This is a genomic window from Lysobacter sp. DMC104 (genome assembly GCF_056313665.1).
In genome coordinates, this window is record NZ_JBQUZW010000012.1 from 36,221 (window position 1) to 50,355 (window position 14,135).

General features: G+C 70.1%; 14 protein-coding genes. 9 read left to right on the forward strand and 5 right to left on the reverse strand.

The genetic code is table 11. From position 1 onward, the window contains the following. Positions 1–129: 129 nt before the first annotated feature. The 5 genes from rodA to ACT53R_RS15255 form a co-directional block, all read right to left on the reverse strand. Entirely contained in the window at positions 130–1,227 is a 1,098-nt protein-coding gene (gene rodA / locus ACT53R_RS15235; RefSeq protein WP_476172753.1) for a rod shape-determining protein RodA, read from the reverse strand. After that, positions 1,224–3,239, reverse strand: a complete 2,016-nt coding sequence (gene mrdA, locus ACT53R_RS15240) for a penicillin-binding protein 2 (RefSeq protein ID WP_476172754.1) — start codon at positions 3,237–3,239, stop codon at positions 1,224–1,226. Before mrdA ends, rodA begins: the two co-directional genes overlap by 4 nt. A gap of 7 nt (positions 3,240–3,246) precedes the next feature. Then, on the reverse strand, positions 3,247–3,726 hold the full coding sequence (gene mreD / locus ACT53R_RS15245; RefSeq protein ID WP_476172755.1) for a rod shape-determining protein MreD: 480 nt from the start codon (positions 3,724–3,726) through the stop codon (positions 3,247–3,249). Beyond that, the gene (mreC, locus tag ACT53R_RS15250; protein ID WP_476172756.1) at positions 3,723–4,781 is read right to left on the reverse strand and encodes a rod shape-determining protein MreC; all 1,059 of its coding nucleotides are present in this window, start codon (positions 4,779–4,781) and stop codon (positions 3,723–3,725) included. Before mreC ends, mreD begins: the two co-directional genes overlap by 4 nt. 186 nt (positions 4,782–4,967) lie before the next feature. Continuing rightward, a complete protein-coding gene (locus ACT53R_RS15255) occupies positions 4,968–6,014 on the reverse strand; it encodes a rod shape-determining protein (protein WP_476172757.1) in 1,047 nt (348 codons plus the stop codon). Between the two features lie 337 nt (positions 6,015–6,351). Between ACT53R_RS15255 and ACT53R_RS15260 the strand changes: the two genes are divergently transcribed. The 9 genes from ACT53R_RS15260 (at position 6,352) to accB (ending at position 14,125) form a co-directional block, all read left to right on the forward strand. Next, positions 6,352–7,284, forward strand: coding sequence for a carbohydrate kinase family protein (locus ACT53R_RS15260; RefSeq protein ID WP_476172758.1), 933 nt, complete (start codon positions 6,352–6,354; stop codon positions 7,282–7,284). 141 nt (positions 7,285–7,425) lie between these two features. Continuing rightward, positions 7,426–7,815: an MAPEG family protein gene (locus ACT53R_RS15265; protein ID WP_476172759.1), complete on the forward strand. Its 390-nt coding sequence runs from the start codon at positions 7,426–7,428 to the stop codon at positions 7,813–7,815. Positions 7,816–8,317: 502 nt separating this feature from the next. After that, positions 8,318–8,725 (forward strand): helix-turn-helix transcriptional regulator, encoded by a 408-nt coding sequence (locus ACT53R_RS15270; RefSeq protein ID WP_476172760.1) that lies wholly within the window; start codon positions 8,318–8,320, stop codon positions 8,723–8,725. Between the two features lie 92 nt (positions 8,726–8,817). Then, entirely contained in the window at positions 8,818–11,163 is a 2,346-nt protein-coding gene (locus ACT53R_RS15275) for a protein-disulfide reductase DsbD family protein (RefSeq protein ID WP_476172761.1), read from the forward strand. After that, positions 11,160–11,429 (forward strand): hypothetical protein, encoded by a 270-nt coding sequence (locus ACT53R_RS15280; RefSeq protein WP_476172762.1) that lies wholly within the window; start codon positions 11,160–11,162, stop codon positions 11,427–11,429. The genes ACT53R_RS15275 and ACT53R_RS15280 overlap by 4 nt, the downstream gene beginning before the upstream one ends. Positions 11,430–11,454: 25 nt before the next feature. Beyond that, entirely contained in the window at positions 11,455–12,048 is a 594-nt protein-coding gene (locus ACT53R_RS15285) for a TlpA family protein disulfide reductase (protein WP_476172763.1), read from the forward strand. 294 nt (positions 12,049–12,342) lie between these two features. Then, on the forward strand, positions 12,343–12,795 hold the full coding sequence (locus ACT53R_RS15290) for a roadblock/LC7 domain-containing protein (RefSeq protein WP_476172764.1): 453 nt from the start codon (positions 12,343–12,345) through the stop codon (positions 12,793–12,795). Between the two features lie 340 nt (positions 12,796–13,135). After that, complete coding sequence (gene aroQ / locus ACT53R_RS15295) at positions 13,136–13,585, forward strand: type II 3-dehydroquinate dehydratase (protein WP_476172765.1); 450 nt, start codon at positions 13,136–13,138, stop codon at positions 13,583–13,585. 54 nt (positions 13,586–13,639) lie between these two features. Next, positions 13,640–14,125, forward strand: coding sequence for an acetyl-CoA carboxylase biotin carboxyl carrier protein (gene accB, locus ACT53R_RS15300; RefSeq protein WP_476172766.1), 486 nt, complete (start codon positions 13,640–13,642; stop codon positions 14,123–14,125). Positions 14,126–14,135 lie beyond the last annotated feature (10 nt).

Consider the following 14,135-nt stretch of genomic DNA (forward strand, 5'->3'; position numbering starts at 1 on the left):
GACCGACATCCTTTCGCGTGGAATGTGTCGATCGTTATGCCATCGGTCCGCCTTGCGGATGGCATCCTGCCGGCATCAGTGCGGGCGCGGCCACGCAAGCACCGGCACGGCCCGGAAATCCGGAATCGGTCAGCGCCGATCCTTCATCGCCATCACCACGCCCAGTCCCGCAAGCAGCGACACCGCGGCGGTGCCGCCGTAGCTGAGCAGCGGCATCGGCACGCCGACGACGGGCAGCAGGCCGGAGATCATGCCGCCGTTGATCACGACGTAGACCGAGAACGCGAGGCCGAGCGCGCCGGCGAGCAGGCGGCCGTAGGTGTCGCGGGCTTCGCTGGCGATCCACAGGCAGCGGCCGACGACGAACAGGTACAGCGCGAGGGTGATGCTGACGCCGACCCAGCCGAATTCCTCGGACAGCACGGCGAAGATGAAATCGGTGGTGTGTTCGGGCAGGTAGTCGAGGTGCGACTGCGTGCCCTCACCCCAGCCCTGCCCGGTCCAGTGGCCGGAGCCGATCGCGATCTTCGACTGGATGATGTTCCAGCCGGTGCCCAGCGGATCGCGTTCGGGCTCGAGGAAGGTGAGGATGCGGTCCTTCTGGTACGGCCGCAGCAGCTTGAACCACGCCAGCGGCGCGATCGCGGCCACGGCGGCGCCCGCGGCCGCGAACCAGCGCCACGGCAACCCTGCGAGGAACAGCACGAACGCGCCGCTGATGGCGACCAGCATCGCGGTGCCGAAGTCGGGCTGCAGCAGGATCAATCCCGTCGGCACGGCGATGATGCCGCCGGCGATCAGCACCGTGGACACGCGCGGCGGCAGCGGGCGCTGGTGCAGGAACCACGCAACCATCATCGGCAGGCTGAGTTTCAGCACTTCCGACGGCTGGAAATAGAACACGCCGAGGTTGATCCACAGGTTGCCGTGCTTGCCCTGGCCGATCAGCAGCACCAGCAGCAGCGGCGCCAGCGAGCCCAGGAACACCAGCGGCGTGACGCTGCGCAGCCCGGCCGGCGACACGCGCGACAGCAACCACATGCCGCCGAGGCCGATCACGTAGCGCGAGCCCTGCGCGATGACGAGCTTCGGGTTCTCGTTGCCGGCGCTGTACAGCACCATCAGGCCGATCACCATCAGCGCGAGCAGCGCGCCGAGCAGCGGCAGGTCGATCGTGCGCGTGAAGCGCAGGAACAGGTCGAGCAGCCAGCGGACGAACGCCTTCATCGCGTCACCGCCGGCACGCGCGGGGGCGACGGCAACACCGGCGCCGGCGCGGGCGCGGACTGCGCCGCGGCGGCGGGTGCGACGACGGGCGGCGTCGCCGTCGTCGTTGCGGGAGTCGTGCCGGTCGCGGCGGGCGGCGTCGCGGCATCGACGCTCTCGACGCCCTCCGGCAGCTTGCCCAGCACCCAGGCGTCGAGGATCTTGCGCGCGATCGGCGCGGCGGTGCTGGCGCCGAAGCCGCCGCCTTCCACGACCACTGCCACCGCGATCGTCGGGTTCTCCGCCGGCGCGTAGCCGACGAACAGTGCGCGATGGCGCAGGTGCATCGGCAGCGCGCGCGGGTTGAGGCTGACGTTGCCGCGACGGCTCACGACCTGCGCCGTGCCGGTCTTGCCGGCGATGTGGTACGTCAGGCCGCCGCTGATGTTGCGCGCGGTGCCGCCGGGGCCGTGCACGACGCGCATCATGCCTTCGCGCACCACTTGCAGGTGTTCGGCGCTCTCGGTGATGCGGCGCGGCACGGGCTGCGGCACCATCGTCCACGGCTTGTCGAAATCGGCGCGGGTTTCCTTCACCAGGTGCGGCGGCCGCAACTGACCGCCGTTGGCCAGCGCACCGATGCCCTGCGCCAGTTGCAGCGGCGTGACCTTCCAGAAGCCCTGGCCGATCGCGCTGATCACGGTGTCGCCGAGATACCACGGCCCCTGGCTCTTGGCATGCGCGCGCTTCCACGCCGGCGACGGCAGGATGCCGCCGGATTCACCGGCGAGGTCGATGCCGGTCGGCTTGCCGAAGCCGTACTTGTCCATGTACTGGTCCATGAGGTCGATGCCCATGTCCAGCGACAGCTTGTAGTAGTACGTGTTGACCGAATCGCCGATCGACTTGCGCATGTCGGTCCAGCCTTGGCCGCTGTGCGAGTCGCGATAGCCGCGTTTCTGGCCGGGAATCCGGAATTCGCCGGAGGCGAAGACCTTGTCCTCCGGTGTGCGCTTGCCGCTGTCCAGCGCGGACAGCGCGAACAGCGGCTTGAGCGTCGACCCCGGCGCGACGCCACCCAGCACGTTGCGGTTGAACAGCGGCTTCGCCGGATCGTCCATCAGGAGGCGGTAGTCGGCATGCGAGATGCCGTTGACGAACAGGTTGGGGTCGTAGCTCGGCACGCTGACCATCGCCAGCACTTCGCCGGTGCGCGGATCCACCGCGACCGCCGAGCCGGTGAGATCGCCGAACGCCGCCATCGCCGCGCGCTGGAGGTCGGTGTCGATGCTCAGGCGCAGGTCGACGCCCGGCCGCGCGGGGATGCGTCCGACGCGATCGATGATGCGGCCGTCGACGTTCGTCTCGATCTGCTCGTAGCCGATGCCGCCGCGCAGTTGCGCGTCGTAGAAACGTTCCAGCCCCGACTTGCCGGTGTGGGTGAAGGCCGCGGTGCCGTCGCCCATCTTCTCCAGGTCGTTCTTGTCGACGCGGCCGACGTAGCCGATCACGTGCGCGAACAGGTCGCCGTAGGGATAGCGCCGGGTGAGGTACGGCACCAGTTCGACGCCCGGGTATTTCCAGCGATCGACGGCGAAGCGCGCGGCTTCCTCGTCGGTGATCTTCAGCCGCAGCGTCACCGGCAGGAAGCTGCGGGTGACGTGGCGGGTGTCGTTGAAGCGCTGGATGTCGTCCGGCGTGAGCGCGATGATCTTCGCCAGCGAAGCGACGGTGGCGTCGACGTCGCCGGCCTCGGCCGGCACCACGTCGAGGCGGTACGCCGGCACGTTGTCGGCCAGCACGCGGCCCTTGCGGTCGTAGATCAGGCCGCGGGCCGGCACCTCGGGGCGCTGCTTGATGCGGTTGGCCTGCGACTTGCGCGCATAGTCGCTGTGCTGCAGCACCTGCAACCGGAAATACCAGCCGCACAGGCCGCCGATCGCCAGTACCACGCAGATGAAGCCGAACGCGGCGCGGGCGCGGAAGCGCGCGGCGTCCTGCGCGGAATTGCGGATGTAGCCACGCGGCGCCATCGCCGCCTCAGCGCCTGCGGCCCATGCGCAGGCCGTCGAGCAGCACGAACAGCGGCGGCCACAGCACGGCGCCGAGCAGCGGCGCGAGCCAGTGCATCCAGTGTTCCTGGCGCTGGCCGAGCACGAAGTGGATGGCGGCGACCACGACCTGGTCGTTCAGCAGCAGGCCGCCGATCGCCAGCGCCTGCTGCGCGGTCGGGAAGAACCGCAGCTGCGGACGGAAGCGCTGGAGGATGAAGGTGATCACCGACAGCCGCAGCGCCTGCTCGCCGAGCACGCTGCCGAAGGCGATGTCGGCGATCACGCCGATGACGAACGCGCGACCGAGGCCGACGCGATCGGGATCTTCCAGCAGCCAGTACGCGAGCACCAGCGCCAGCCAGTACGGGCGCAGCGGCTGGAACGCCACGGGAAGCGGCAGCAGCCCGAGCAGCAGCGCCGCGAACACGCTCACCGGGAACAGCCACGGGCGACGGACGCGGCTCATCGCGCGGGCTCCGTCGCAGGCGAGACCGGGGACACGGCCGCGGGCGCGTTCGCCGGGACATTCGCGGCGGCGGCCGGTTTCGAAGCAGACGTCGACGGCGGCTTCGCGGCGGGCGTGCCGGTCGGCGGCTTCGTGCCGGTGGTCGCCGGCGATGCCGGCACATCGGGCGTCGCCGCGCCGGTCGCGGGCGGGGTGGAGGTCGGCGCCGCCGGCACGGGCGGTGCCGGCACGCGACGCAGCAGCAGCACGTCGCGACCACGATCGAGCTGCGCGGCGGGACGCAGGTCGCCGACGAGGAAGATGCGGCTCTCGTCGCGGCGCAGGCGGACGATGGTGCCGACCGGGAAGCCCGGCGGGAAACGGCCGCCCAGCCCGGAGGTGACCACCTGGTCGCCCACTTTCACGTCGCTGGAGGTCGGGATGTTCGCCACTTCGATGCGGTCGCCGCGGCCGTAGGCCACGAGGCGGATGCCGTTGCGCGCGATCGTCACCGGCACCGCGTGGTCGGGATCGGTTAGCAGCAGCACGGTCGCGGTGCTCGGCCGCACCTCGATGACCTGTCCGAGCAGGCCGCCGGCGTCGATCACCGGCTGGCCCATGCGCACGCCCTGGTCGCCGCCGACGTCCAGCACCAGCCGCTGGCGGGTGGGATCGAGCGCGATGTCGAGGATCGGCGCGAGCTGTACGTCCAGGCCGCTGCGCTCGACCGTGCCGAGCAGGCCGCGCAGGCGCGCGTTCTCGTCCGCCGCCGCCTGCAGCCGCGCGATGCGCGCACCACTGATCAGCAGCGCATTGCGCAGGGTCTGGTTCTCGTGCATCAGCCGCGCACGCGTGGCCGCGTCGTCGCGCACGGTGTCGCCGAGCTTGGCCGGCAGCCCGGCCAGCCGCCACAGCGGCTGCGCCAGCGTTTCCAGCTGCGAGCGGATCGAGGTCAGCCAGCTTCCGCGATGGTCGGCGACCATCAGCGCGACCGCGAGCGCCAGCGCGACCAGCAGCCGCAGGGTCCCGGCGATGTCCTCGGAGCGCGATGCGGAAGGGCCGGCGTAGGGAGGCACGTCAGGAAGTCGGGGAAAGGGTCGCGGGCGGGTGGCGATGGGACGCGTGGAGCGGCTTGGCGCGGGCCCCTGCTTCGCCACTTCCCGTGGGCCGCGCAGGAGAAGAGCCGGAGGGCGCCGCAACCGTGGATCATCCTGCTCCACGCCTCCCCGTCGCCGCGGGCGACAGGGAGGAAGCGCACGGACTCACTCCGGCGAGAAGAACTCGTTGCCGTGCATGTCGACCAGTTCCAGCGCGCGGCCGCCGCCACGGGCGACGCAGGTCAGCGGATCGTCGGCGACCTGCACGTGCAGGCCGGTTTCCTCGCTGATCAGCTTGTCGAGGTCGCGCAGCAGCGCGCCGCCACCGGTCAGCACGATGCCGCGTTCGGCGACGTCGGCGCACAGTTCCGGCGGGGTCTGCTCCAGCGCCAGCTTCACCGCGCTGGTGATGCCGCCCAGCGGCTCGCGCAGGGCGTCCAGCACTTCGTTGGAGTTGAGCTTGATCACGCGCGGCACGCCTTCGGCGAGGTTGCGGCCGGAGACTTCCATCTCCAGCACCGTCGCCTGCGGGTAGGCGCAGCCGATCTCCAGCTTGATGCGCTCGGCGGTGGCTTCGCCGATCAGGGTGCCGTGCGCGCGGCGCACGTAGTTGATGATCGCCTCGTCGAAACGGTCGCCGCCGATGCGCACCGACTGCGCGTAGACGATGCCGTTGAGCGCGATCACCGCGATCTCGGTGGTGCCGCCGCCGATGTCGATGACCATCGAGCCGCGGGCCTCGGTCACCGGCAGGCCGGCGCCGATCGCGGCGGCCATCGGTTCCTCGATCAGATACACCTCGCGCGCGCCGGCTTCTTCGGCGGATTCCTTGATCGCGCGGCGTTCCACGTTCGTCGAACCGCAGGGCACGCACACCAGCACGCGCGGGCTGGGTTTGAGGAAGCGCGACTTGTGCACCTTGCGGATGAAGTACTTCAGCATTTCCTCGGTGTAGGTGAAGTCGGCGATCACGCCGTCCTTCATCGGACGCACCGTGGTGATGTGGCCCGGCGTGCGGCCGAGCATCTGCTTGGCCTCGGCGCCGACCGCGGCGACCGAACGGTTGCCGCCGCCGACGCGGTCGTGGCGCACCGCGACCACCGACGGCTCGTTGAGCACGATGCCCTGGCCGCGGACGAAGATGAGGGTGTTGGCCGTGCCCAGGTCGATGGACAGGTCATTGGAGAACATGCCGCGGAACTTTTTGAACATCGGGATGGCGTGCCGGGTGGGAGCGGACGGAGGCGGCGAAGGAGGTGCCGGGGGACGATCAGGCCGCGGAATGCCCGGACGGCGCGCCCGTGGAAAATCAGGCGCGCCTGGGCGATTCTGGGACGCAATAGCGTAGCAAAAAAACGCCGTTCGCCGCGGACTTCCGGCGCATTCCGGAAGCCCGGGCGCAGGTCCGGGACGACCCGCGGCAGGCCTGCGGGCAGGTCGTGGAGGGTGGGCGGAAGCCCGGGGCCGCTGGCCTCGCGGCCGGGCCAGCCTTACCCTATGCGGCCGGCCAAGCCGGCCACCCCACCCACTTACGGATGAAGACGACGCGATGGCAGCCCTGATCTGCGGATCCCTGGCCTACGACACCATCATGGTGTTCCCCGACCAGTTCAAGAACCACATCCTCCCGGACAAGGTCCACATCCTGAACGTCTCGTTCCTGGTGCCGCGGATGCGCCGCGAGTTCGGCGGCTGCGCCGGCAACATCGCCTACAACCTGAAGCTGCTGGGCGGCGATCCGATCCCGATGGCCACCGTCGGCGCCGATTTCGCCCCGTACCGCGAGTGGTTCACGGAGATGGGCATCAACCTGGACCGCATCAAGGAAATCCCGGAGCTGTTCACGCCGCAGGCGTTCATCACCACCGACCACGACAACAACCAGATCACCGCCTTCCACCCGGGCGCGATGATGCGGTCGTACGAGAACCACGTGAAGGACGTGCCGGGCGTCACCTTCGGTATCGTCAGCCCCGACGGCCGCGAGGGCATGCTGCAGAACTCGAAGGAATTCGCCGAGTGCGGCATCCCCTTCATCTTCGACCCGGGCCAGGCGATGCCGCTGTTCAACGGCGAGGAGCTGCGCGCGTTCATCGAGCAGGCCGACTACGTCACCGTGAACGACTACGAGTCCAACCTGCTGCAGGAACGCACCGGCTGGGACGAGAAGACCATCGCCGGCAAGGTGAAGGCCTACATCGCCACCCAGGGCCCGCGCGGCGCCCGGATCTTCGCCGACGGCAACGTGCACGACATCCCGCCGGCCCACGAGCGCCGGGTCACCGACCCGACCGGCTGCGGCGACGCGTTCCGCGCCGGCCTGATCTTCGGCATCGAGAAGGGCTACGACTGGCCGACGATCGGCCGGATCGGCAACCTGATGGGCGCGCTGAAGGTCGAGCACCCCGGCACCCAGAACCAGCGCTTCGACTACGCCGAATTCGACGAGCAGTTCCGCCAGCAGTTCGGCTACTCGCTCTGAGCCGGGCACCGGGGGGCCGCTGATCCGGCCCGCCGATACCGGGCCGCCGGTCGCACCGACGCAACGTCCGGGCGCCGGCGCGCCTCTCCGTACGGGGGCGCCCGCAGGCGCCCGCCCCATCCCCCTTCCACGGAGTCCCGCATGTCCATCGCCTACTGGTGCCTCTTCGTCGCGGCCGCGCTGCCCTACATCTGGGTCGGCCTGAGCCGCGCCGGCCTCGGCCGCTACGACAACCACGATCCCCGCGGCTGGAGCGCCGCGCAGACCAACCCGCGCGCCAAGCGCGGCTATGCGGCGCACCTGAACGCCTTCGAGGCCTTCGCCCCGTTCGCCGCGGGCGTGCTGGCGGCGCAGGCCGCGGGCGTCGACCCGGGCCGGATCGCGACGCTGTCGGTCGCCTTCATCGTCTGCCGCATCCTGCACGGCGTGTTCTACCTGGCCGACCTGCACGCCTTCCGCTCGTTCAGCTGGATGGGCGGCTTCGGCTGCGTGCTTGCCCTGCTGGCGCAGGCGGCGCTCAAGGCGGCCTGAGGCCGCGGCACCTCGCCGATCCCGATCGACGGAAGGGCCCGTCGGCCTCGCGGCCGGCGGGCCTTTCACGTTCCCGGAGCCCGCTTCCGCCGGGCGTTTCCCGGTGCCCGCACTTTTCACGGGCACAAAAAAAGAGCGCGCACATGTAGTGCGCGCTCCCGGAGAAGACCATCCTGACGTCACCCGTGCAGGTGCGTTCCCCCCCTTGCAACCTCCGTATTGCAGCCAGCGTCCCTACCGGCTGGAGTGAGAATACCGATGCAAATTGCACAGGGAAGACCGGGGGGTCGTGCAGAACGGCCAATTCCGGTGAGCGCACTTCAGTAAATGTGGCTATCTCACTGATTTTAATGCTATCTGCGGTGGCATGCCACCAAAAGCAGACAGTGTAATGACAATTTCAGTATCCTCGTGAACGAAACTGGCAATTCGCTTATCTTCGACAAAAGTGTTTCGATAGGAACAAACGCAGCGCGTTCAGTGAACTGAATCACATAAAACCATGCATTCCCAGGATCGAATCCGCCTCGCACGGCGGCACGCCGGATTGTCACAGGCCCGTCTCGCGGAGGCGATCGGCGTCCAGCGCAGCGCGGTCAGCCACTGGGAGTCGCCCCAGGGCAAGAATCCCAGCGTCGACCACCTCCGGGCGGTGGCGATGGTGGCCGGTGTCGCCTTCGAATGGCTGGCGACCGGCCGCGGCAAGATGCAGCTGTCCGAGGACGCCGTGCTGGACTCGGTCTCGGCCGCCGACGCGCTGCTGGTCGAAGACCCGCTCGAACTGCGGCTGGTGCAGGCCTTCCGCGAGGCATCGCCGCGCACCCGCGTGGCGCTGGTGGAGATCGTCGAGGAACTGTCGGCCAAGCGCCTCGGCCGGACCCGGCCCAAGCGGCCTGGCAGCGGCGAATAGACCATACTTCACGCCGTCGCCGCTGCCGGAACCGATCGCGTCCGCACGGGTCCGATGCCTGCCTGTGGATGCCTCACGCCCGGATCACCCCCATGACCGCTTCGCCCCTTCGACGCCTGCTGCCCCCGGGCCCGTCCTTCCGACGCCTGCTGCGGCGTACGTTCGCCGCGCTCGCGCTGCTGCCGCTGTCCGCCGTGCCCGCCTGGGCGATCGACGAATCCGAGCTGCTGCCGGTGGACCAGGCCTACGTGGTTTCGGCCGAGGCCGCGGGCCCGGACAGCGTGCGGGTGCGCTGGAAGATCGCCGACGGCTACTACCTGTATCGGCACCGCACCAGCGTGGCCGCGATCTCGCCCGGCGCCACCGCCGGCGCGCTGCGGCTGCCGAAGGGCGAGCCGCACGAGGACGAATTCTTCGGCAAGACCGAAACCTACCGCGGTGATCTGGTCGCGACCCTGCCGGACATCGCCGGTGCCGCGGGGTCGGTGACGCTCAAGGTGAAGTACCAGGGCTGCGCCGATGCCGGCCTGTGCTACCCGCCACAGACCCGGATGCTGACCGTGGCCCTGCCCGGGGCCACCGCGAACGCCGATGGTCCGTCCGACTTCAACCCGCTGGCCCGCGGCACCGGGCCGGGGGGCAGCCTGCTCGGCGGCGGCAAGGCCGCGCCGCTGCCCGAGGAGCAGGCGTTCGGCTTCGACGCCATCGTCGGCGACGGCAACACCCTGCTGCTGCGGTTCTCGCCGGCGCCCGGCTACTACCTGTATCGCGACAAGACCCGCCTGCGGGTCGACGCCGACGGCATCGCCGCTGGCCGGCCGCAGTGGCCGCCGGGGCAATCGCACCACGACGAACACTTCGGTGACGTCGTCGTCTACTTCCAGCCGGTCGACGTGCCCCTGCCGCTGGTCCGCACCTCGCCCGATGCGCGCACGGTGACGGTGAAAGCCAGCTTCCAGGGCTGCCAGAACGACGGCATCTGCTATCCGCCGATGACCCGGTCGGTGCGGGTCGCACTGCCGCGCGGCCGCGTGCAGACTCCGACGGAAGCCGCGGCGGCGACCACGCCGGCCACGGCGACCGCGCCGATCGGTGTGACTCCGGACCCGGCCGGGACGCCGACGACGGACACGGCCACCATGCCCACCCCCGCGGGCAGCGCGCCGCAGGCCAACGCGCCCGGCGCCGATCCCGGCCCGACCCTGTTCGGCATGCAGCCGAACCTCGCGCTGGCGCTGCTCGCCGCGCTGCTGGGCGGGCTGATCCTCAACCTGATGCCCTGCGTGTTGCCGGTGCTGTCGATCAAGGTGCTGGGCCTGGTCGAAAGCGGCGAAAGCGCGCAGCGGCGACGCGCGCATGCGCTGTGGTACACGGCCGGCGTGCTGGTCAGCTTCGGCGCACTGGGTGCGCTGGCGATGGCGCTGCGGCAGGCGGGCATGGCGCTGGGCTGGGGCTTCCAGTTGCAGCAGCCGCTGGTGGTCGCCGCGCTGGGCCTGCTGATGTTCGTCTTCGGCCTGAGCCTGTCGGGCGTGTGGCAGGTCGGCGGGCGCTGGATCGGCGCCGGCCACGGCCTCGCCAGCCGCAGCGGCGCGGCCGGCGACTTCTTCACCGGCGTGCTGGCGGTGGTGGTCGCGGCACCGTGCACCGCGCCGCTGATGGGCCCGGCGCTGGGCTGGGCGTTCGCCGCCAGCACCGGCCTCGCCCTGCTGGTGTTCCTCGCGCTGGGACTGGGGCTGGCGCTGCCGTTCCTGCTGGTCGGTTTCGTGCCGGCGCTGGCGCGCTGGCTGCCGCGGCCGGGCGCGTGGATGGACACGTTCAAGCGTGTGCTCGCGTTCCCGCTGTACCTCACCGCGCTGTGGCTGGTGTGGGTGCTGGCGAAGCAGCGCGGCGCCGACGCCGTGGGCTGGTGGGGCCTCGCCGCGCTCGCGCTGGCGTTCGCGGCGTGGGCGTGGACGCATGCGCGCATGCACGGCACGCGCGCGGGGCTGGTCGCGGCGGTGCTGGCGATCGCGGGCGCGCTGTGGCCGCTGCAGGCGATCCGCACGCTGCCCGCGCCGGTGCGCGGCGATGCGACGTCGACGCAGGAAGACGGCCGCGTCGCGTACTCCGCGCAGCGCCTTGCCGACCTGCGCAAGGCCGGCCGCGTGGTGTTCGTGAACATGACCGCCGACTGGTGCGTCACCTGCAAGGCCAACGAAAAAGCCGTGTTCTCGCGCGACGGTTTCCGCGAGGCGCTGGCGAAATCCGACGCGGTCTACATGGTCGGCGACTGGACCGACGTCGATCCCGAGATCACCGCGTTCCTGCAGCGCTACAAGGCCGTGGGCGTGCCGCTGTACGTGGTGTTCCCGCGCGGCGGCGGCGAAGGCACCGTGCTGCCGACCGTGCTGACCCCGGGCATGGCGGAGGACGCGCTGGCGAAGGCGGCGGGGCGATGATCGATCCGCAACGCGACCCACTCGCCTGGTCGATGCTGATGTACGAACTGGACGATGCGCACGAGCATCTGGGCAACCTCATCCGCGACATGAAAGCGGACGAAGTCGATTTCCGCATCCAGCTCGCGCATGTCTACGCGCACCTCAACCGCGCCTGGAACCTGCGCGACAAGACGGACGCATGGCACGATCCATCGAATCCGGACCGGGATACGGAATACGAAGCCGCGCGCGCCTTCCCGACCGACCTCGAACCGATCGCATGACACCCCCGGCATCGCACGCCACCGCATGAAGACCCGCACCGTCCTGCTCGTCGCCTTCCTCGCCGCGCTGCTGGGCGGCATCGCCGGCATGGTGGTGCGTGGCCCGGGACCGCTGCTGCACACGCGGCTGGGGCAGGCGATCACGCTGTGGCTGGCGGACAGCAGCGACGTGCCCGCAGGCGTGACCGTGGCGCGCGAAGGCGACGTGGTGCCGCCGCTGCGATTGCCGGATCTCGACGGCCGGCCGATCACCTTGCCGGGCGCGTGGCCGGGCCGGCCCCTGCTGGTCAACGTCTGGGCGACGTGGTGCGCGCCCTGCCTGCACGAAATGCCGGAACTGCAGCGGTTCGCGCGGACGCAGGGCACGGCCGGCGTGCAGGTGGTCGGCGTCGCGCTGGACGATCCGGCGCAGGTCCGCGACTTCCTGGCCCGGCTGCCCGTGACCTATCCGATCCTGATCGACACCCCCGGCCGCGCCGACGCCGGCGTGGTGCTGGGCAACCCGAAGGGCGTGCTGCCGTATTCGGTGCTGATCGGCGCCGACGGCCGCGTGCTGAAGCGCCGGGTCGGGCCGTTCGAGCCCGGCGAACTGGACGGTTTCGTGGCCGACGCGCGCTGACGCAGCGCGTCCGGGCCGCCGCGCCCGGGCAATTCCGACCCGCTGCGGCAGTCCGATGCCGCCCCGCGGCAAGTGTCTCCTGTCGACGTCACTTGGATCGAAGCCATCGATCACGCCACAAGTCGTTGATTTTTATTGACCGACGCCGAATCGACCCCGGCGCGTACCCCGACGCCCTGCCGGACAGGCAGTTGGCACGAAGAATGCTTCCCTGAACACGGGAACGCGAATCGCTCGCCGTTCCCGTCCACGAGGCGTTCCGCGCCCGCCCACTTTCACCCGATCCCGCCCACCATGTCCGCGAACACCGTCCCGTTCCCGTCGCAGAGTCGCCTGTTCGGCAAGTACTTCGAGTACCGCCGCTACAACGACGTCGTGCGCACGATGCACGGCATGCTCGCCGGCATCCCCGATGGCCACGCCTGCGTGCTCTCGAACCTCGAAGGCCACCATCTCGCCCACGCCGCCGCGCCGATGCTCGACGCGCCGCGCCTGGCGGCGGTGGCCAGCGCGCTGTCGAACATGGCCGAGACGCTGACCCGCGATCTGGGCCAGCACGGCTTCACCGACATGACGGTGCAGACCGACGGCGGCATCGCGGTGATCCAGCGGGTGCCGCGCCCCGGCCAGCAGATGGTGATGCTCACCGCCGCCGGCCACGAAACCAACCCCGGTCTGGTGGCGAGCCTCGCCCGCCACTGCGCGACCACCATCTCGACGCTGTGTTCGGCGTCGATGGAGCGCTGACCGGAGGCCTTCCCTCTCCCGCGGCACGGATGCCAGAGCTTCCGGACCGCAGTCGCCGCCGCAATGGCGCGATGTCCGAACAACCCGTGCAGGGCGAACGGCCCCAGGCGGAAACGCCGGGGCCGTAACTTTTTGTGCGTCCATCGTCGGCGATCATGCCGGCTTCACCCGTGTCGTCCCGCATGCCTCCCCGCACGTTGCAGGCGTCCACGGCGTGCCCGCATGGGCCCGGAAAGCCGTCTCGCTTGAAACACGCGCTTGAAAAGTCGTGAACATCGCCGATCTGGACACTTCTCCGGGTTTCGCGCAGACTGCCTTTCCATCCGGATGGATCGAAACGATGTCCCGCATCCTCGTCCTCAACGGTCCCAACCTGAATCTGCTCGGCACCCGTGAGCCGGAGATCTACGGGCGCACGACGCTGGCGGACATCGAGGCCGGGCTGCTGCTGCAGGCTGCCGCGCAAGGACACGCGCTGGAATGCTTCCAGTCGAACGCCGAACACGCGCTGGTCGACCGCATCCAGGCCGCGCGCGGCACGATCGACTTCATCCTGATCAATCCCGCCGCCTTCACCCACACGTCGGTGGCGATCCGCGATGCCCTCGCCGCGGTCGGAATTCCGTTCATCGAGGTGCATCTGTCCAATCCGCACGCCCGCGAACCGTTCCGCCACACCAGCTACGTCACCGACCTCGCGGTCGGCGTCGTGGCCGGCTTCGGCCCGCTCGGCTACGGACTGGCGCTCACGGCCGCGATGCAACGTCTCGCTCCCCCCGCTTCGACCTGACACCCCGTTTCCACGACCGACGCCCGCAGCCGCGGGCAAGCACGAGAACCCACAATGGACCTGCGCAAAATCAAGAAACTCATCGATCTGCTCGAGGAATCGAACCTCGCGGAGATCGAGATCAAGGAAGGTGAGGAATCCGTCCGTCTGGCGCGCATCCCGAAGGGTGGCGTGGCGATGAGCCTGCCGCCGCCGGCGCCGCTGCACCTGGAACATGCGCCTCGTCCCGCCGCGCCGATGCCGATGGCCTCGCCGGTGGAAGCCGCCACCGGCGGCAGCCCGCGTCCGCAATCGGACCTGCCCGACGGCCACGTCGTGCGTTCGCCGATGGTCGGCACGTTCTACGCGTCGCCGTCGCCGGACAAGCCGCCGTTCGTGAAGGTCGGCCAGGCGGTGAAGCAGGGCGAGACGCTCGGCATCGTCGAAGCGATGAAGATGTTCAACCCGATCGAGGCCGAGGTCTCCGGCACCGTGCTCGCGATCCAGTGCGAGACCGGCCAGCCGGTGGAGTTCGATCAGCCGCTCTTCGTCATCGGCTGAGGACCTTCCC